At 64.9% G+C, this 18,666-nt stretch carries 17 protein-coding genes; 11 read left to right on the top strand and 6 right to left on the bottom strand.

The features are described 5' to 3' along the window. Nucleotides 1–60: 60 nt before the first annotated feature. The gene (locus C41B8_RS15375; RefSeq protein WP_051883642.1) at nucleotides 61–1,527 is read right to left on the bottom strand and encodes a sugar ABC transporter ATP-binding protein; all 1,467 of its coding nucleotides are present in this window, start codon (nucleotides 1,525–1,527) and stop codon (nucleotides 61–63) included. 250 nt (nucleotides 1,528–1,777) lie between these two features. Further along, nucleotides 1,778–2,536, bottom strand: a complete 759-nt coding sequence (locus tag C41B8_RS15380) for a FadR/GntR family transcriptional regulator (RefSeq protein ID WP_037340204.1) — start codon at nucleotides 2,534–2,536, stop codon at nucleotides 1,778–1,780. 137 nt (nucleotides 2,537–2,673) lie between these two features. Between C41B8_RS15380 and C41B8_RS15385 the strand changes: the two genes are divergently transcribed. The 9 genes from C41B8_RS15385 (at nucleotide 2,674) to C41B8_RS15425 (ending at nucleotide 11,796) form a co-directional block, all read left to right on the top strand. Beyond that, nucleotides 2,674–3,411, top strand: coding sequence for an SDR family oxidoreductase (locus C41B8_RS15385; RefSeq protein WP_037340205.1), 738 nt, complete (start codon nucleotides 2,674–2,676; stop codon nucleotides 3,409–3,411). A 32-nt stretch (nucleotides 3,412–3,443) separates the two neighbouring features. After that, complete coding sequence (locus C41B8_RS15390; RefSeq protein ID WP_037340207.1) at nucleotides 3,444–4,286, top strand: fumarylacetoacetate hydrolase family protein; 843 nt, start codon at nucleotides 3,444–3,446, stop codon at nucleotides 4,284–4,286. Continuing rightward, complete coding sequence (locus tag C41B8_RS15395; protein ID WP_037340210.1) at nucleotides 4,283–5,560, top strand: L-fuconate dehydratase; 1,278 nt, start codon at nucleotides 4,283–4,285, stop codon at nucleotides 5,558–5,560. The genes C41B8_RS15390 and C41B8_RS15395 overlap by 4 nt, the downstream gene beginning before the upstream one ends. 9 nt (nucleotides 5,561–5,569) lie before the next feature. Next, nucleotides 5,570–6,412 carry an amidohydrolase family protein gene (locus tag C41B8_RS15400; protein WP_037340213.1) on the top strand — a complete coding sequence of 281 codons (843 nt, stop codon included), beginning with the start codon at nucleotides 5,570–5,572 and terminating at the stop codon, nucleotides 6,410–6,412. Between the two features lie 10 nt (nucleotides 6,413–6,422). Continuing rightward, nucleotides 6,423–7,193 (top strand): SDR family oxidoreductase, encoded by a 771-nt coding sequence (locus tag C41B8_RS15405; protein ID WP_037340216.1) that lies wholly within the window; start codon nucleotides 6,423–6,425, stop codon nucleotides 7,191–7,193. Nucleotides 7,194–7,274: 81 nt separating this feature from the next. Further along, a complete protein-coding gene (locus tag C41B8_RS15410; RefSeq protein WP_051883643.1) occupies nucleotides 7,275–7,979 on the top strand; it encodes an MgtC/SapB family protein in 705 nt (234 codons plus the stop codon). 249 nt (nucleotides 7,980–8,228) lie between these two features. After that, nucleotides 8,229–10,232, top strand: a complete 2,004-nt coding sequence (locus C41B8_RS15415; protein ID WP_084189096.1) for a methyl-accepting chemotaxis protein — start codon at nucleotides 8,229–8,231, stop codon at nucleotides 10,230–10,232. Between the two features lie 174 nt (nucleotides 10,233–10,406). Continuing rightward, the gene (locus C41B8_RS15420) at nucleotides 10,407–10,874 is read left to right on the top strand and encodes a nuclear transport factor 2 family protein (RefSeq protein WP_037340218.1); all 468 of its coding nucleotides are present in this window, start codon (nucleotides 10,407–10,409) and stop codon (nucleotides 10,872–10,874) included. A gap of 73 nt (nucleotides 10,875–10,947) precedes the next feature. Further along, nucleotides 10,948–11,796: a hypothetical protein gene (locus tag C41B8_RS15425; RefSeq protein WP_037340221.1), complete on the top strand. Its 849-nt coding sequence runs from the start codon at nucleotides 10,948–10,950 to the stop codon at nucleotides 11,794–11,796. A 19-nt stretch (nucleotides 11,797–11,815) separates the two neighbouring features. On the opposite strand, the gene C41B8_RS15430 is transcribed toward C41B8_RS15425, so the two are convergent. After that, nucleotides 11,816–12,199, bottom strand: coding sequence for a DUF2267 domain-containing protein (locus C41B8_RS15430; RefSeq protein ID WP_037340223.1), 384 nt, complete (start codon nucleotides 12,197–12,199; stop codon nucleotides 11,816–11,818). A gap of 129 nt (nucleotides 12,200–12,328) precedes the next feature. Between C41B8_RS15430 and C41B8_RS15435 the strand changes: the two genes are divergently transcribed. Both C41B8_RS15435 and C41B8_RS15440 read left to right on the top strand, forming a co-directional pair. Beyond that, nucleotides 12,329–13,810, top strand: coding sequence for a DHA2 family efflux MFS transporter permease subunit (locus tag C41B8_RS15435; RefSeq protein ID WP_084189098.1), 1,482 nt, complete (start codon nucleotides 12,329–12,331; stop codon nucleotides 13,808–13,810). Nucleotides 13,811–13,881: 71 nt separating this feature from the next. After that, the gene (locus tag C41B8_RS15440; RefSeq protein ID WP_037340226.1) at nucleotides 13,882–14,910 is read left to right on the top strand and encodes a LacI family DNA-binding transcriptional regulator; all 1,029 of its coding nucleotides are present in this window, start codon (nucleotides 13,882–13,884) and stop codon (nucleotides 14,908–14,910) included. 46 nt (nucleotides 14,911–14,956) lie between these two features. Here the strand turns inward: C41B8_RS15440 and C41B8_RS15445 are convergent, their stop codons facing one another. Genes C41B8_RS15445 through C41B8_RS15455 form a run of 3 tightly spaced genes read right to left on the bottom strand, consistent with a single transcriptional unit; the run spans nucleotide 14,957 to nucleotide 18,601 of the window. Then, nucleotides 14,957–16,039, bottom strand: coding sequence for an alcohol dehydrogenase catalytic domain-containing protein (locus tag C41B8_RS15445; protein ID WP_037340228.1), 1,083 nt, complete (start codon nucleotides 16,037–16,039; stop codon nucleotides 14,957–14,959). Between the two features lie 43 nt (nucleotides 16,040–16,082). Continuing rightward, nucleotides 16,083–17,069: an ABC transporter permease gene (locus C41B8_RS15450; RefSeq protein WP_084189100.1), complete on the bottom strand. Its 987-nt coding sequence runs from the start codon at nucleotides 17,067–17,069 to the stop codon at nucleotides 16,083–16,085. Continuing rightward, the gene (locus tag C41B8_RS15455) at nucleotides 17,066–18,601 is read right to left on the bottom strand and encodes a sugar ABC transporter ATP-binding protein (RefSeq protein WP_037340231.1); all 1,536 of its coding nucleotides are present in this window, start codon (nucleotides 18,599–18,601) and stop codon (nucleotides 17,066–17,068) included. Before C41B8_RS15455 ends, C41B8_RS15450 begins: the two co-directional genes overlap by 4 nt. Nucleotides 18,602–18,666 lie beyond the last annotated feature (65 nt).

Consider the following 18,666-nt stretch of genomic DNA (forward strand, 5'->3'; position numbering starts at 1 on the left):
TGAACCAGGCAGCTTGCCACTTAAAAATCGCTGTGGGCTGTCCAGCTCACGGGGTCCACTTCACACGGCGGTGAGCCGGCCTTCGCACATCACGGCGATGCGATGCGACATGCGCAGCACTTCCGGCAGCTCCGACGAGATCATGATGATCGACTTGCCCTCGGCCACCAGATCGTTCATCAGCCGATAGATCTCTTCCTTGGCGCCCACGTCGATGCCGCGCGTCGGCTCGTCGAAGATCAGGATGTCGCAGCCCTTGAGCAGCCACTTGGCGATGACGACCTTTTGCTGGTTGCCGCCGGACAGATTTTTCACCGGCTGGCGGATGGACGGCGTCTTGATGCGCAGCGACTCGACCAACTGCTTCGATCGCTCCGCCATCTGCCGGTCGCGCACCATGCCGCCGGCCGAGAACAGATCGGTGACGGTGCCGAGCGTGATGTTGAACTTCACGTCCTGATCGAGCAGCAACCCGAGCCGCTTGCGGTCCTCCGACAGATAACCAATCCGGCGCTTGGCCGCATCGGACGGCCCGGTGATACGGATGGTTTGGCCGCGTAGGGTGATCGTGCCCGACTCGATCCGATCCGCGCCGATCAACGCCCGGGCGACCTCAGTCCGCCCCGCGCCCATCAGCCCGGCAAAGCCGAGGATTTCGCCTTCGCGCAGGTCGAAGGAAACATCCTTGAGCAATCCCTTCGTCGAGAGCCCGTCCACCCGCAGCAGTTCGGCCCGATCGGAGCGCACGTGCTGGGGGCGATGCTCCCCCGAGACCGAGCGCCCGACCATCATCGCGATGATCTCGTCCATATCGGTGGTCGCGATCTCGCGTACGCCCACGTTGGCGCCGTCGCGGATCACCGACACCCGGTTCGCGGTCACCTTGAGCTCTTCCATGCGGTGCGAGATATAGATCACGCCCATATCCGGCGTCATGAAATGCCGGATCAGCTCATGCAGCAGCGCGACCTCGTTGTCGTTCAAGGCCGCGGTCGGCTCGTCCATGATCAGGACTTTCGGCTTTTGCATCAGCGCCTTGGCGATCTCGACCATCTGCTGATGCGCGACCGAAAGATCGCCCACGGTCTGGCGTGCATGAAGCGGCAGTTTGAGCTCGTCGAGATGCGCCTGGGCGCGACGATTGAGCGCGCGATGATCCAGCCAGCCCCAGCGCCGCGGCTCGCGGCCGATGAACAGGTTCTGGGCCACGGTGAGATGCGGGATCAGGTTGAATTCCTGATGGATGATGGCAATGCCGCGGGCCTGGGCATCCGCCGGCCCGGTCAGCTCGAGTGTTTCGCCCTCAAGCACGATCTCGCCGGCATCGGCCTGGTGGATACCGCTAAGCAGCTTCATCAACGTCGATTTGCCGGCGCCGTTCTCGCCGGCCAGCGCCAGCACTTCACCGGGATACAATTCCAGGTCGACACCGGAAAGCGCCTGAACGCCCGGGAAGCCCTTACTCACGCCGCGCATCGACAGCAGCGGCTGATTCCGGCTTGGGTCTTCCGCGGTCGATGGCGCCATGTTTCCTCCGTGCCTGATAACAGCTCGCCTGCCACGATCGGCCGTGGCAGAAAGACGGCCTGTCGTTGTCATGCGTTCGAAGCGCCACCGGCAGGCTCGGCGGACTCGATCGTTGGCTTCGATTGAAGCAAACGTCCAATGGCCTGACCTTTATACGTTAGTGGCAGGCGGGTATGGCCGATCCGCCCGAGCGCGGCGACCGGCGACGCGACAAAACGAGCGAGTCCGCGTGCCGACAAGCCGGCTCACTCTACTCGGAGAAAAACACCCCGAGGACGTGATCCAGATGTTTCTCCATCGCCGCACGGGCCTCGGCTTCGTCACCGGCCTCGATCGCGGCGACGATGCGTTCGTGATCGCCCTGCGAACGGTTCCACATCTGGTTTTCCATGTAATAGGCCTGCAGTCGGCGGAACATCACGCCGTACTGATGGCCGAGCAGATGCTTGATCAACAAGGCATAGGCGGCGTTGTTCGAGGCCTCGGCAATACGGATATGCAGCAGACGGTCGCCGACGAAACGATTCCCACCGGGCGCGCGGTTGTCCTCGATGTTACGCGCCAGGGCTTCGCGCAACGCGGCCAGATCATCGGCATCGGCGTTGACCGCAGCGAGCGCGGCGGTCTCCGGCTCGATATGACGACGCGCCTGCAGCAGCGCGAACGGCGGGATTTCTTCGTCGAGATTGAGCTCGATCTCGCTGGCGAACTCCGGATCGATGCGCCAGAGCTCGCTCCGGGCCGCGGCCTGCATCACCGGCTCGCTCGAACCATGGGCCGCATCGAGCACGACCACACCGTGGCCGACGCGGACTTCCACGTCGCCCACCACTTCCAGTGCGATCAAGGCCTCGCGCACCGAGGCCCGGCTCACGCCGAGCTGTTGCGACAGCTCGCGCTCGGGCGGCAATTTGGTGCCGGGCGGGAACTCCCCTTCACGGATCAGGCGCTGCAGCTGGTCCGCAATCTGGCGATACAGGCGGGTTTGGCGGACGGTGGCGATCGGCACGGTAATTCACCCGAATGAGACGAAAGTTCGAGGCCTGGCGACCCGCAATGGATTGCCAGCGTCATGTTGCCACACTACTCTCGGACCAATGGCCTGACCAATAGTCCAAGAATCGCCATGAACACGAGAGCCCGCTCATGAGGCTGCAGAACAAGACCGCGCTCATCACCGCTGCCGGCCAGGGCATCGGCCGGGCGACGGCGGAACGCTTTTTAGCCGAAGGCGCCCGGGTGATCGCCACCGATATCGACACCGCGCCGCTGGCCGATCTGTCCGGCGTGGAAGTCCATGCGCTGGATGTGACCGACCCGGCCGCGATCGAGGCACTGCGCGATGAACTGCCCGCGCTCGACGTGCTGTTCAACTGCGCGGGCATGGTGCCGGCGGGCTCGGTGCTCGGCTGCGAGCGCGAGGTCTGGCAACGCGCCTTCGATCTCAACGTGACCTCGATGTTCGACATGATCCGGGCGTTTCTACCCGGCATGCGCGCGGCCGGCGGCAGCATCGTCAACATGGCCTCGCTGGCTTCGAGCATGAAGGGCGTGCCCAACCGCTGTGCCTACGGCGCCAGCAAGGCCGCCGTGATCGGGCTGACCAAGTCGATCGCGGCCGATTACATGGCCGACGGCATCCGCTGCAACGCGATCTGCCCCGGCACGGTCGATTCTCCTTCCCTGCGCCAGCGCATCGCCGACCAGGCCGCCGAACAAGGCCGGACCGAGGCCGAGGTGATGGCCGACTTCATTGCCCGCCAGCCCATGGGCCGGCTGGGCCGACCGGACGAGATCGCGGCCCTGGCGACGTTTCTCGCCTCGGACGAATCCGCATTCATCACCGGCACTGCCCAGCTCATCGACGGCGGCTGGGCGAACTAGCCCATTTTTTATTCGACTCCAAGGAGCGCTTAGTGAAATTGCTCAGATACGGCCCGCGCGGCCATGAAAAACCAGGCGCGGTCGATGCCGACGGCACGATCCGCGATCTGTCGTCCCTCGTCGACGACATCGCCGGCGATACGCTCACGCCCGACGCGCTCGACCGCCTGCGCGGTCAGGATCTGTCTACCCTGCCCGCGGTCGATACCGATGTCCGTATCGGCCCCTGCGTGGGCAACGTCGGCAAGTTCATCTGCATTGGCCTGAACTATTCCGATCACGCGGCCGAGACCGGCGCCGAAGTCCCGCCCGAGCCGGTGATCTTCAACAAGTGGACGAGCGCGATCTGCGGGCCGAACGACGACGTCGAGATCCCGCGCGATTCGAAAAAGACCGACTGGGAAGTCGAGCTCGGCGTGATCATCGGCCGCGGCGGGCGCTATATCGAGCCCGAGGCCGCCATGGATCACGTCGCCGGCTACTGCGTGGTCAACGACGTCTCCGAACGTGAATTCCAGCTCGAGCGCAGCGGCACCTGGGACAAGGGCAAGGGCTGCGACACCTTCGGCCCGATCGGCCCCTGGCTGGTCACCCGCGACGAGATCGCCGACCCGCAGCAGCTCGACATGTGGCTGTCGGTGGATGGCAAGACCTACCAGAACGGCAACACCTCGACCATGGTCTACGAGGTCGCCTATCTGGTGTCGTATCTGTCGCGCTTCATGAGCCTGCAGCCCGGCGACATCATCTCCACCGGCACCCCGCCCGGCGTGGGCGCCGGCCAATCGCCGCAGGTCTTCCTGCGCGCCGGCCAACATATCCGGCTCGGCATCGAAGGCCTCGGCGAACAATCCCAGCATACGGTGAACGCATGACTCAGATTACCGACGTACGCGTCATCGACGTACGCTTCCCCACCTCCGAGCAGCTCGACGGCTCGGACGCCATGAATCCGGACCCGGATTATTCCGCGGCCTACTGCATTCTCGAGACCGATACGCCGGAGCTGGAAGGCCACGGCCTGACCTTCACCATCGGCCGTGGCAACGAACTGGCCTGTGCCGCGATCGAATCCATGCGCCATCTCGTGATCGGCCTCGATCTGGCCGATATCGCCGCCGACATGGGCGCGTTCTGGCGCCGCGTGACCGGCGACAGCCAGCTGCGCTGGATCGGCCCCGAGAAAGGCGCGATCCATCTGGGGACCGCGGCCATAGTCAACGCGGCCTGGGATCTCTGGGCCAAGTCCGAGGGCAAGCCGGTGTGGCGACTGGTGGCCGAGATGTCGCCGGAAGACATCGTGCGCTGCATCGATTTCCGCTACATGACCGACTGCATCACCAAGAACGAAGCGCTCGAACTGCTGCGCGAGCGCGCCCAGGGCAAAGACGAGCGGATCGCCGAACTCGAGGCCCGCGGCTATCCTTGCTACACGACGTCCGCCGGCTGGCTCGGCTACAGCGAGGACAAGCTGCGCCGGCTGTGCCAGGAAGCGGTCGATGAAGGCTACAACCATGTCAAGCTGAAATGCGGCGGCGACCTGGAAGACGACAAGCGCCGCGTGACCATCGCCCGCGAAGTGATCGGCGAAGATCGCGAGCTGATGATCGACGCCAACCAGATGTGGGAAGTCGATGAGGCGATCGACTGGGTCAACGAACTGGCATTCGCCCGGCCCTGGTTCATCGAGGAGCCGACCAGCCCGGACGACGTCGAAGCGCATCGTGCGATCAAGCAGGGCGTCGCCCCGGTGAAGGTCGCGACCGGCGAGATGTGCCAGAACCGCGTGATCTTCAAGCAGTTCATGATGCGCGAGGCGATCGACGTGGTGCAGCTCGATGCCTGCCGGCTCGGCGGCGTCAACGAAGTGCTGGCCGTGTTGCTGATGGCCGCCAAGTACGAACTGCCGGTCTGCCCGCATGCCGGCGGCGTCGGCCTGTGCGAGTACGTCCAGCATGTATCCATGATCGATTTCGTCTGTTTCTCGGGCACCACCGAAGGCCGCGTGACCGAATACGTCGATCACCTGCACGAGCATTTCGTCGACCCCTGCGTGGTCAAGAATGCCGCCTACCAGGTGCCGACTGCGCCGGGGTATTCTGGCGAGATGAAGGCCGAATCCCTCGAGCGCTATCGCTTCACCGGTTGAGGCAACGCCATGCTCATCGACGCGCATCAGCACTTCTGGCGCTATGACCCGGCCCGGCTCGACTGGATCGAGTCGGGTATGGACGTGTTGATGCACGACTGGCTGCCGGTCGATCTGGCCGAGGCCATGGCCGAGACCGGTATCGAGGCCACGATCGCGGTCCAGGCCACCGGCGACGAAGCCGAAACCGCCTTCCTGATGGAACAGGCGGCGGCCGAAGACTGGGTCGCCGGCGTGGTCGGCTGGGTCGATCTCACCACGCCCGACGCCGATGATCACGTCGGGCATTGGCAGGCCACCGGCCCGCTGGTTGGCCTGCGGCATCAGATCGAGGGCGATCCGGCGCGGCTCGACGATACTCGTTTCGATGCCGGTGTCGCCGCGGTCCAGAATCGCGGTCTGATCTACGAGGTGCTCGTCAATCGGACCCAGCTGGACGCAGCCGTAGCCTTCTGCGGCCGCCACGACCGGCATACGCTGGTGCTCGATCATCTGGCCAAGCCCGCGATCACGGGCGACGACGCACACTTCACGGCCTGGCAGGACGCCATGCGCGAACTGGCGGCCATGCCACACGTCGTGGCCAAGGTGTCCGGACTGGCGACCGAGGCGCAGTCGTCGTTCGACGAACCGCCGGATATCGACGGCATCCATCGGCATCTGGACACCGCCCTCGAACTGTTCGGCGAGGATCGCCTGATCTTCGGCTCCGACTGGCCGGTCTGCCAGCTGGCGATCGGCTATGGCGACTGGTTCGCGCTCATCGACGCCTGGGCCCGGGCTCAGGGCGGTGAATTTCATCGCAAGCTGCTCGGTGCCAACGCCATCGCCACTTATCAGCTGACCCTCTGAAGGACAACGCGTGGACCTGGAACTCAGCGACAAGATCGTGATCGTCACCGGCGGCCTGGCCGGCATCGGCGGTGCCATCAGCCGGCGGCTGGCCCTGGAAGGCGCGATACCGGTCATGCTCGATCGCGGCAACGATCCGGGCTACGTCGACGAACTGCAGGCCATCCAGCCCCGCGCGCGGCATATCGCCGTCGACCTGACCGACGAAGCCGCCTGCCGAAACGCCGTGGCCGACATCGCCGCCGGCGGTGATATTTACGGACTGGTCAACAACGCCGGCGCCAACGACGGCGTCGGGCTGGACGCGGGCATCGCGGCCTTCAAACAATCGCTGGAACGCAACCTGCTGCACTACTACCTGATGGCGCATCTCTGCGAGGCCCATCTGAAGACCAACCAGGGCGCGATCGTGAACATCGCCTCGAAAACCGCGCTGACAGGCCAGGGCGGCACCAGCGGCTACTGTGCCGCCAAAGGCGCGACCCTCGCGCTCACCCGCGAATGGGCCGTATCACTGGCCGCGCACAACGTGCGCGTGAACGCGGTGGTGCCGGCCGAGGTCGCCACGCCCATGTACGAACGCTGGCTGAGCAGCTTCGACGACCCGGCCGCCGCCCGCGCACACATCACGGCCCGTATCCCGCTCGGGCATCGCATGACCCGACCGGAAGAGATCGCCGATACCGCGGTCTTCCTGCTGTCGCCACGCGCGGCGCATACGACCGGCCAATGGGCCGTGGTCGACGGCGGCTATACCCATCTGGATCGGGCGGCGACCTAGATACCATCTAAGACCGACCCGCTTATCGCAGCGCCGCAATAGCGATATCTTGGAAACGAAAGTGTTCCGGGACGCCACGGCATGAGCATCACCCATTTCCTGTTTCCCGACCCGGGCGGCCAGGGCTGGCTGCAGATCGGCGAGCTGGCGCTGGCGTTCGTGCTGTCATCGCTGATCGGGCTGGAACGCGAATTCCGCATGAAAAGTGCGGGGTTGCGCACGCATACCCTCGTGGGCGTAGGTGCGGCGCTGATCGTGCTGGTCTCGAAATACGGCTTTGGCGATGTCGCCGGCGATGCGCATGTCTCGTTCGACCCGTCGCGCGTCGCCGCCCAGATCGTGTCCGGCATCGGCTTCATCGGCGGCGGCCTGATCTTCGTGCGCGGGGATGCGGTACGCGGACTGACCACGGCGGCTGTGGTCTGGCTGACGGCCGCGGTCGGCATGGCCTGTGCCGCCGGTCTGCCGGTCCTCGCCATGCTGGCCACCGCCGGACACTTCATCGTGGCGTACGTCTATACCCCCTTCAATCGATACGTCCTCACCCGCCATCACGTGGTGAATCTGACCTACCGGCCTCGGGAGGATGTCATGCACCGGGTGTTCCGGCGCTGCACCGAGCAGAAGTTCATGATCGAGGATATGTCGATGCCGGACCCGGTCGACCGGGCGGAAACGGCCCGTGCCACACTCCACATCGCCGGTCGCCAGCCTACGGAACATCTGTTCGTCAGCCTCGGCGAAATCGAGGGTGTCACCTCGGTGCGTATTGAAAAGGAAGAATAACGATCCATCGGGCGACGGCGACGAGCATCGACTCGGCGCGCCACGCGCTCTCGTGGCCAGGCCGTACTGATTCGCCGCCCGGGGCCCGCCGGCCACGCCCGGATGCGGCGCCCCAATTAACGCCGAAGCCTCGCGACAGGACAGGGTCAACCGTTCGTCGGCGTGGCGCGAATCAATCTAAATCTTTGCCCGGGATGGCCGATATGGCGCGCGCTGTTCGTCATCACTCCGCCGAGGCATTGGATCATCATGGGCTGGCTGAAATCGCTCCAGGTTCGCTACACGGTTTTCGCCGTGGCGTTTTTCGTCGTTATTACCGGGGTGACCGTGGCGGTCATCGAGAGCTACGTCGCCCCCGAACTGCGACGGCAGTCGGAAGCGAACGTGGCCGAACAGGTCGGCAATATTGCGGACACGATCCAGAAAAGGCTGGCAAGCGTGAACGCGCAGATGCGTACGATCACGCAAACAGTGGCCGGCCTGCCCAACGATCAGATCCAAACGATTCTGCCGTCGCTGGTCGATCAGTACGGCGATACCAGTATTTCCGGCGGCGGCATCTGGCCCCTGCCTTACAAGCGCGACCCGGCCCGCGAGCGCGACAGCACGTTCTTTGCCCGTAATGACAGCGGCAAACTGACGCTCAATACGTACTGGAACACCCCGGATTCGAAGAAGTATTTCGAGCAGTCCTGGTTCAAGCACGGCATGGCCGCGCCGCAAGGCGAATGTGCCTGGGCCACCGCGTACAAGGACGACGCCAGCCCCGAGCCGCGCACCAATTGCGCGATGAGCATCTTCCGCAACGGCCAGCGCTGGGGCGTGGCCACCATCGACGTCACGCTGGGCTTTTTCAACGGCCTGGTCGCCCGGATGGAAAAACAGATCCACGGCCAGATCCTGATCGTCGAGCACGACGGCACGATCGTGAGCAACAGCACGCGAATCAAGGGCCCGATCGTGCTCGACAAGCTTTCCGCGCTGGCCGATCGTTCGCCGATGGCGGCCGCGGTGGCCAAGGCCCTCGGTTCGTCGGACGCCCAGGCCGCGCAGCCCGCCAAGGTGCATTTCGATGCCGATGGCGACGACCAGACGCTGTTCCTGCGCCCGATCAAGAATACGCCGTGGGTCCTGGCCAGCGCGGTGCCCACCCGGCTGTTGATGGCCAAAAGCAACGAAGTGCTGTCGCGCCTGGGCTGGACCCAGATTCCGCTCGCGTTGTTGTTCCTGGCCCTCGTGGTTCTGGGGCTGCGTCAGATCATGAAACGCGTGGGCCGACTGCAGCGTGGCATCGACGAGCTGGCGGCCGGCGACGCCGATCTGACTCAGCGCCTCCCAGAGAACGGCGGCCGCGAATTCGAGGCGGTATCGGCGAGCTTCAACCGCTTCGTCGAACGCCTGCAGTCGATGCTGCAACAGATCTCCGCGGCCAGCGGCGAACTCTCCGGCGCCGCCCGGCAGATCGCCGACGGCAATATGGATCTGTCGAGCCGGACCGAAAACCAGGCGAGCGCGGTGCAAGAAACCGCCAGCTCCATGGAAGAGCTCACTACCACGGTCGCCCATAACGCCGAACGCGCCCAGCAGGGCAACGAGGTCGCCGCCGAAACCTCGGCCCGAGCCGGTCAGGCGCACACCGTGGTCGGCGAGGTGGTCAGTACGATGGACGAAATCAATCAATCGTCGCAGCAGATCGTGGATATCCTCACCACGATCGACGGCATCGCCTTCCAGACCAATATTCTGGCGCTCAACGCTTCAGTCGAGGCCGCCCGCGCCGGCGAGCACGGCCGGGGCTTCTCAGTGGTCGCCGCGGAAGTCCGGGCGCTGGCCAAACGCTCTGGCGATGCCGCGACCGAGATCCGGGAACTGATCGAAAACTCCAACGAAAAAGTCGGCCGCGGCGCGGAGCTGGCCGGGCATGCCGGCGAGCACATGCAGGGCGTGGTCGACGACATCCGGCGCGTCACCCAGTTCATGGAGGAAATCCGTAACGCCAGCGAAGAACAGCGGCGCGGCATCGAACAGGTCAATCAGGCCGTCACCGACCTGGATTCCAACACGCAGCAGAACAGCGCGCTGGTCGAACAGGCAGCAGCCGCGGCCCAATCGATGCATGAACAGACGGATATGCTCCAGCGCCTGGTCTCGGGCTTCCGGCTGGAGCGCGGCGAGGCGGCGTCGCCGGCAGCGGCTGCGTCAGAACCGTCCGAAGCCGCCGCGGACCGTGGTTTGTATCCGGCCCCTGGTTGAGCCGCGTCGAACACATCGGACGTTGCACTGCCCGCGGCATCACGAGCCATGCCCGGTGCCGTCTCACAACGACGGCACCGGGCTCGCGGCTGACGCCGACCGCAGTACGACGGCGGACAGCTGGGCCGGGCCTCGCTACCATGCGGCTCTTGCCACTCGATCGTCGAGGCTGTCATGGAAAACAAACCGCCTGTTCCCCCGTTCACGCGGGACACCGCCCTCGAGAAAGTACGCCTCGCCGAGGACGCCTGGAACACGCGCGATCCGGACCGGGTCGCGCTTGCCTATACGCCGGACAGCCAATGGCGTAATCGCGCCGAATTTCTGAGCGGCCGCGACGAGATCCGTGCGTTTCTCACCCGCAAGTGGCGACGCGAGCTCGAGTACCGACTGATCAAGGAACTCTGGGCCTTCGGCGAGAACCGCATCGCCGTGCGTTTTGCCTACGAGTATCACGACGACTCGGGCCAGTGGTATCGCGCCTACGGCAACGAGAACTGGCAGTTCGACGAACACGGCCTGATGGCTCGGCGCCTCGCCAGCATCAACGATCTGCCGATCACCGAATCCGAGCGGCTGTATTTCTGGCCCCAGGGCCGGCGCCCGAACGACCATCCGGGCCTGAGCGATCTCGGCTTGTAGCGCTGCGCATTCATCCGACCGTCATCGGGCTCTCCCACGATGACGGGTGCCACGTCACACATCGAGGCCACGCATGTCTTTCCAGGTCATCGCCGGCACGTTCCATATCCAGGGCTATTCGCCCGACGGGGATTCGATCCGTTTTGCGGCCAACCGCGCGGACGCCTGGGGGGTACTGGCCGGCCGCAAGGCCAGCCCGAACGCGCGCGGGCACGTCCAGCTTCGTCTCGAAGCGGTCGATACGCTGGAAACCCACTACGCCGGCCATCACCAGCCGTTGCAATACGCCGAGAAGGCCGCGCACGAACTGTTCGCGGCACTCGGCATCCATAACGTATCTTGGGATGCCGACCACTACGAAGTCACGAGTGCGGACGACAACGTGCCCGGCTTCATTTTGGCCCGGACAACCGGCGCCTATGGCCGCCCGGTGTCATTCGCGCTGTCGGCAGACGCCGGCAAAGCGCTCGGGCTGACCGACGGCGAGCCGCACTTCCTCACGGCCGACGAACTGGCCACCACGGCCAATGCCGAGTTGCTCAATGAAGGCCTGGCCTACCCAACGTTCTATACCGGCTTGTTCCACGACCTGCGCGAACGTTTCGCCGAGCAGACCCGGGCCGCCCGCAACGCCGAACGCGGACTGTGGCCATCGGACCGCACCAATACGGGCGTCACGGTCGACGATCTCGCCTCGATTACCAAAGACGCCGTGATCCTACCGAAGCTGTTCCGCCGACTGGTCGACTATCTCGGCACCGGCGGCTCGATCGCGGGGTTCACCGATTATCTGGCCAACAATCCGGACCGCGTCATGGTGCTGCCGCAGGCGCACTTCACGCATCTGGACAATCTGATCGCAGTCGACGGCCACAGCATCCGGCTGACCGAGAAACCCGAGAACCTGGTGTTCTCCGAATAACCGGCCGTGAGGCAACGAATCAGTGCAACAGCTGATCCAGCTCGCTCGGCAAATCCAGGGCGACAGCCTCTGATTCGCCGTCGCTGAGCGCTTTGTCCAGCGTTCGGATCACGCTGGCCACGAGCTGTTGCGTGTCCTGGCTGGGCAGTTCGGTACGAAAAGCCACCTTGCCGTAGAACTCGTCCAGCGAGATCGGAACGTAGGACGTATCCGCCCGGTCGCCGCCAGCCCGGATCGCATCCGCGATTTCGTCGGGCAGCTGCTCGGCCATGCGCGCCGTCTGGTCCTTGGGCAGCTGTTCGCACAGCGAATCCAGCGTAATCAGCGTGCACTGATGTACGACATCCGGAGCGAGCTGCGGGCAGTCCTCGTAGACGTGGGCAATGAATCGATCGGTTTGCATGGGAATCCTCGGGGTTTGCTGGCAAGCAAGTGTTGCAACCCAGCATGAGGGTCGTAACGCGGCTCGGATATCGCGACAAACCCTGAGTTTGCAGGCTGGTTAACGTGGACCGCGGTTAGAATATTTCGCATGCCCCTGCCCCATGACGACGCTCGATCCCGGCGCTGGCCGCTCGCCCTCACAGTCCTGATGGGGACCATCGCCGTGGTCCTGAACGCGACCGTGGTCAATGTCGCCATTCCGCCGATCATGGTGGACTTCGGCCTGAATCAGGCCGGTGCGCAATGGATTTCCACCGGATTCCTGGCGGCCATGACGGCCGCGATGCTCGCCAGCGCGCGGGTGATCGAACGTCTCGGCCAACGCGGCACCTTTGCAACGACACTTTCGGTGTTTCTGGTCGCCTGTGTGATCGCGGCGGCCAGTCCGAACGCCGCAGTGCTGATTGCCGCCCGCGTCATCCAGGGCGCCACGGCCGGCATCATCCAGCCGCTGGCCCTGGTCGTGATTTTCCAGAGCTTCGACGATGCCGAACGCGGCCGCGCGCTCGGGCTCTACGGCATGGGCGTCGTGCTCGCCCCGGCCCTCGGGCCCACGGTAGGCGGTTTTCTCATTGACTGGCTGTCGTGGCGGGCCGTCTTTTTACCGTCGATTCCCTTCTGCCTGCTTGGGCTCGCCGGCGGCTGGCGCGTGCTGCCGAAGCATCGCAGCGACCAGCGCGAACCGTTCGACTGGATCGGCTTCGGGCTGCTGTGCATGGCGCTGGTGCTGCTGCTTACCGGGCTGACCGAACTCTCGGCATACGCCACGCTGCGCGGCAGCCTGGTGACGGCGATCGGTATCGGATTCGGCATCGCCTTCGTGATCCGGCTAGTCACCTCGCCGCATCCCCTGATTCGCCTTGCGGTATTCGCTTATCCGCGCTTCGTACTGGCCAGCGGCATCGCTGCCCTCTACGGCGCCGGCCTGTATGCCTCGACCTATCTGGTGCCGCTACTCGCCCAGAGCGTACAGCGCTTCTCGCCGAGTACGACCGGGCTGGTGATGATGCCGGCCGGCCTGACGCTGCTCGCAATCTTTCCGATCGGCGGCCGGCTAGCCGATCGCTTCGCCGCGCACTGGCTCAATATCGTCGGCTGCAGCGGTTTCGCCCTGGGCACGCTGGGGCTGGCCCTGACTGATTCGTCCACGCCGTTCTGGCTGCTCGCCATGCTGGTCGCCTGCGGCCGCATGGCGCTCGGCATCATGATGCCCGCACTCAACATCGGCGGGCTGCGCGGCCTGCCGACCGACCTCACCCAACAAGGCTCGAGCGTGATCAGCTTCTCACGCCAGCTCGGCGGCACGCTCGGGGTGAATCTGCTCGCCCTACTGCTGGAGATCCGAGCGGCGCACTATCTGGGCGGCGAAGTCGATCTGCGCTCGCTCTATCAGGGCCATGCGCCGTCGACGCATACGCTGACCGGAATCACCCGAGCCTTCCACGACACCTTCGCCGTATTCGGCGCCCTGTTCTTCGTCGGTGTGGCACTCGCCGTCGGCATGGCGGTCCTGCATGCGCGTGAACAGCGCACCCTCGCCGCGGCCGGCTGTGCTGAAGAGACCTCGTGACCGCTGGGACCGATCGCATTGGGCTAAGATAGGCTCAACATTCACGCTCATCGTCCGGACAACGCCGTTTCATGCCCAAAAACCGACGCGTGACCATTGCCGACGTTGCCGCCCGGGTCGGCATGACGAATATCACGGTCTCGCGTGCGCTCAACCGACCGGAAATGGTCAAGGCTGAAACGCGCTCGAAGATCGAAGCGGCTGCCAGCGAACTGGGCTATGTCCCGAACGCTTTTGCGCGCGGTTTGAAGCACAGCGAAAGCCGGCTGATCGGCTTCGTCACCGCCAGCGTGGATAATCCGTTCTACGCGGAGATGATCAAGGCGGTCTCTCGCCACGCGAAGCAGCACAATTACGCCATCCTGTTGTTCGACACCGACGGCGAGGCCTGGCTGGAAGCCAACGCGATCGAAACGCTGCTGAGCTATCAGGCCGCGGGCATCATCCTGTCGCCGATCTCCGACGAACCGGATTATCGCCCGGACTATATCGACCGGCTGCACAACAGCGATGTGGCCGTGGTCCAGCTCGACCGCACGCTCTACAACGCCGATTTCAGTTCGGTGGTGCTGGATAACGTCTGGGCCGGACAATGCGTAGCCGCCCATCTGCTCAACCGTGTATTCGCCGAGACGCGGGTTTCGGCCGAGGCGCCCGCGCGCCTGCTGATAGCAGCCGGCCCGGAGCAGTCCATCATCTCGCGCGAACGCCTGGCCGGGGTCCAGACCACGCTCGCCGAAACCGACCGGGGCGTGGCGGTCGACGTACTCTGGGGCGATTACACGCTGGAGCCGGCGCGCGACGACGTGGGCGCTTATATCGAGACGTACGGCATGCCGGGGGCCATCTTCGGCATGAACCAGCTCATTACGCTCGGCGCGCTGCAGGCGATGAAAGCCCACGGCATCGCGCCCGACACGCTCAGCGTGATCAGTATCGACCGCCTGCCCTATCTGGATATCTTCGATATCCGCGTGCCCTGCGTGGTACACGATGGCTTCCATGCCGGCCAGCGTGCGCTCGAGCTGCTGCTCGAACGCATCGCCGATCCGGAGCTGCCGCAACAGACGATCACCGTCCGCGGCGAGCTGATCGAATAACGCGCGACCGGCAGAAGACGCCGGCCGCGCGCATCAACCTGTTCGATCAGGGAATCAGCAACACCTTGATCGACTCGGCCGCGGTGGCCATGCGAAAGCCTTCCTCGTAGTCGGCCATCGGCATCTCATGGGTGACGATGCCATCGGTGGTCACGAGCTTGCGCGACATCAGGTCGATGGCCACGGGGAAGGTCCGCGGCGACAGATGCGCCCCGCGCACGTCGAGCTCCTTGCGATCACCGATGATGGACCAGTCGACCGACGTCTCCTTGCCGAAGACGCTGAATTCCACAAACCGGCCGAGCTTGCGGATGATATCCAACCCCTGGCGCACGCCGGTCGGCGAGCCGGTGGCCTCGATATACACATCGCAACCATAGCCGCCGGTGAGCTCGCGTACCCGGGCGCCGACATCGTCGCGCGACGGGTTGAGGGTGACATCCGCGCCGAACCGCTCGGACAGCGCCAGGCGTTCGTCGATCATGTCGATCACGATCAGCTTTTTCGGCGTTTTCAGGTGGGCGACCTGGGCCATGGCCAGACCGATCGGCCCGGCGCCGGCGATGACCACCGTGTCGTCGAGCTGGATATCGCCGCGGTTGACGGCATGAATACCACAGGCCAACGGCTCGATGAACGCGGCCTCGGCGCGCGACAGGCCTTCCGGAATCCGGTGCAGCCGGCCCTTGGCGGGCACCCGCATGTATTCGGCCATGCCGCCGTCGGCGACCTCGCGCTGGAAGCCGAAGATGTTGTGCACCTCGCACATCCAGTAATGGCCCGAATCGCAGTACATGCACTCGCCACAGGGCACGATCTGCTCGGCAATCGCCCGGTCGCCGATCGCCAGCCCGGTCCGCTCGCCGGCACCCTCGCCCAGTTCGACCACTTCGCCGAAGAACTCGTGCCCGGCCACCACCGGCGCCTTGACCCACGACGGCTGGGATTCGTTGCCCCAGAACATGGCCGCGCCGCCGCGGCATTTCACGTCGCTGGCACAGATGCCGCAGGCGCCGATCTTCAGGATGACTTCGCCCGGTCCCGCGCTCGGCCGCGCCACGGCCTCAAAGCGATAATCCTCGGGCCCGTGACAGACGATGGCCTGCATCGTCTCGGCGGTCTGGCTCATGGTAATACTCCCTTGCCGCGTCGCGGCGTTGTTCGAAAATCGATCAGGCGTCGCGACCGCGGCCGATATAGACCGCAAGCAGGATGATGCCGCCCTTGATGACGTCCTGGAGATAGGACGACACGCCCATCAGGTTGAGACCGTTGTTGAGCATGGCCAGCAGCATGGCGCCGACCAGCGTGCCCAGTACCACGCCGCGCCCGCCGGAGATCGCCGCGCCGCCGAGCACGACGGCCGCGATCGCATCCAGCTCGAAGCCTTCGCCGATACTCGGCTGGCCGCTCATCAGACGGGCCGTGATGACGAGCCCGGCGATCGCCGCGGTCAAGCCGCTGATGCTGTAAACCAGCATCTTGGTGCGCGGCACGCGGATACCGGTCAGCCGCGTAGCTTCCTCGTTACCGCCGACGGCATACACATAGCGACCGAACGGCGTGTGATGCAGCACCACATAACCGGCGGCATAGACCAGCAACATGATCAGGATCGGCACCTGGATGCCGGCCAGGCTGCCGCGGCCGAACCAGGCGAACCACGACGGCAGCCCGGAGATCGGATAACCGCCGGTATACAGCAATGCCAGGCCATGGGCCGCGCCCATGGTCGCGAGCGTCACGATAATCGGCGGCATGCGACCAAAGGCCACGCAGAAGCCGTTGAAGGCGCCGAACAGACTGCCCACGCACAACCCGGCGGCGATCGCGACCGGCGCCGGCCAGCCGGCGGCCATGAGCCCGGCCATGAGGGTGCCGGACAGCGCCATCACCGGGCCCACCGACAGATCGATACCGCCGGTGAAGATGGCAAAGCTCATGCCCACCGCGATGATCCCGATCACCGAGCCCTGGCGAGCCACGTTCTCGATATTCGACACATCGAGAAACCGGTCGTTGACCAGGCTCATGATGATGAACACGGCGATGAACCCCAGCAGCGGGAAGAACATCGGCGAATGCAGCATGCGCGTGGCGCGCGAGCGTCGTTGACGACGCGGCGCGGCCACCGCAGCGGGTTGCGTGGAGTCGCTCATCGGGCGTCCTCGGTCACAGGTTGGGAAACGTCGTCACGCCGGGGCTCGGTGACCGCGTGGCGCATGATGGTGTCGGCCTCGATCTCGCCGTCGGCCAGCTCGGCCACGATGCGGCCATGGCTGAATACCAGCACGCGATCGCACAGCCCGGTGATCTCGGGCAGCTCGGAAGAAATCATGATGATGGCGATGCCCTGGCTAGCCAGCCGCTTCATCAGGGCATAGATCTCGGATTTCGCGCCGACGTCGATGCCGCGCGTCGGCTCGTCGAAAATCAGAATACGACAGCCACGATCCAGCCAGCGGGCGATCACCACTTTCTGCTGGTTGCCGCCGGACAGGGACTGCACCGGCGTCTCGGCGCTCGGCGCCTTGACCCGGACCTGATCCATCGCGGCGTCGACGGTGTCGGCCTCGCGCGAGCGGCTCAGAAACGGCGCCGGACGATAGAACTGTTTGAGATGATTCAACGTGATGTTGTCGCCGCAGGAAAACGGCAGGATCAGCCCCTGACGCTTGCGATCCTCGGGTAGCAGCCCGATCCCGGCGTCCAGTGCATCGGCCGGCGAACGAAAACGGACTTCGCGGCCATCGAGCCGGATCTTCGCCACCCGGGTGGGATAGGCCCCGATCAGAGCCATCGCCAGCTCGCTGCGGCCGGAGCCAACCAGGCCGGCAAAGCCGAGAATCTCGCCTTTCGCCAGTGTCAGCGAATCGGTGTGCGTGGCGTGCTTCATGCCGATCTCGGCTTCGAGCAGAATCGGCGCGTTGGTGTTGCGGGGTTCGCGCGGCGGGAAGATGTTGTCGACCTTGCGGCCGATCATCATCTCCACCAGCGCGTCGTGGTCGGTCTCGGTAACCGCGCAGCTATCCACATACGTGCCGTCACGCAACACGGTGATGCGGTCGCAGACCTGGAAGATCTCTTCCAGATGATGCGAGATGAACACCATCGCCACGCCGCCCTCGCGCAGCCGTCGCATGATCTTGAACAGCCGCTCGACCTCGGTCGGCGTCAGCGGCGCGGTCGGCTCGTCGAGCACCAGCACACGGGCGTTGAGCGACAGCGCCTTGGCGATTTCGACGAACTGCTGGTCGGCCACGCTCAGCCGATGGACCTGGATCTCCGGATCGATATCGATATCCAGGCGATCGAACAGTTCATAAGCCTCCGCCATCATGCGCGCACGCTGGATCAGGCCGAGCCGATTGCGTGGTTCGCGGCCGAGAAAGATATTGTCGACCACCGACAGCCAGGGCACGAGGCTGAATTCCTGGAACACGATGCCCACGCCGGCGGCACAGGCATCCCGATAACTGGAAAAATGCCGGGCCTCGCCGTTGAGGCGAATGGTGCCTTCGTCGGGCTGATAGATCCCGCAAAGGATCTTCATCAGCGTCGACTTGCCGGCGCCGTTCTCGCCCAGCAGCGCGTGGATCTCGCCGGCCTCGACGGTCAGGCTGACATCGTCGAGCGCCTTGACGCCCGGAAAGCCCTTGCTCACATGTTCCAGCGACAGCACGGCGGTCATGGCTCAACTCCTCCAACAGGCGAAGCGCGCCGGCCTGTCACCGGCGCGCGCTCGCAATACGACGC

Origin of the sequence: Salinisphaera hydrothermalis C41B8, from assembly GCF_000732535.1 — a bacterium.
In the GTDB taxonomy this organism is placed as follows: domain Bacteria; phylum Pseudomonadota; class Gammaproteobacteria; order Nevskiales; family Salinisphaeraceae; genus Salinisphaera; species Salinisphaera hydrothermalis.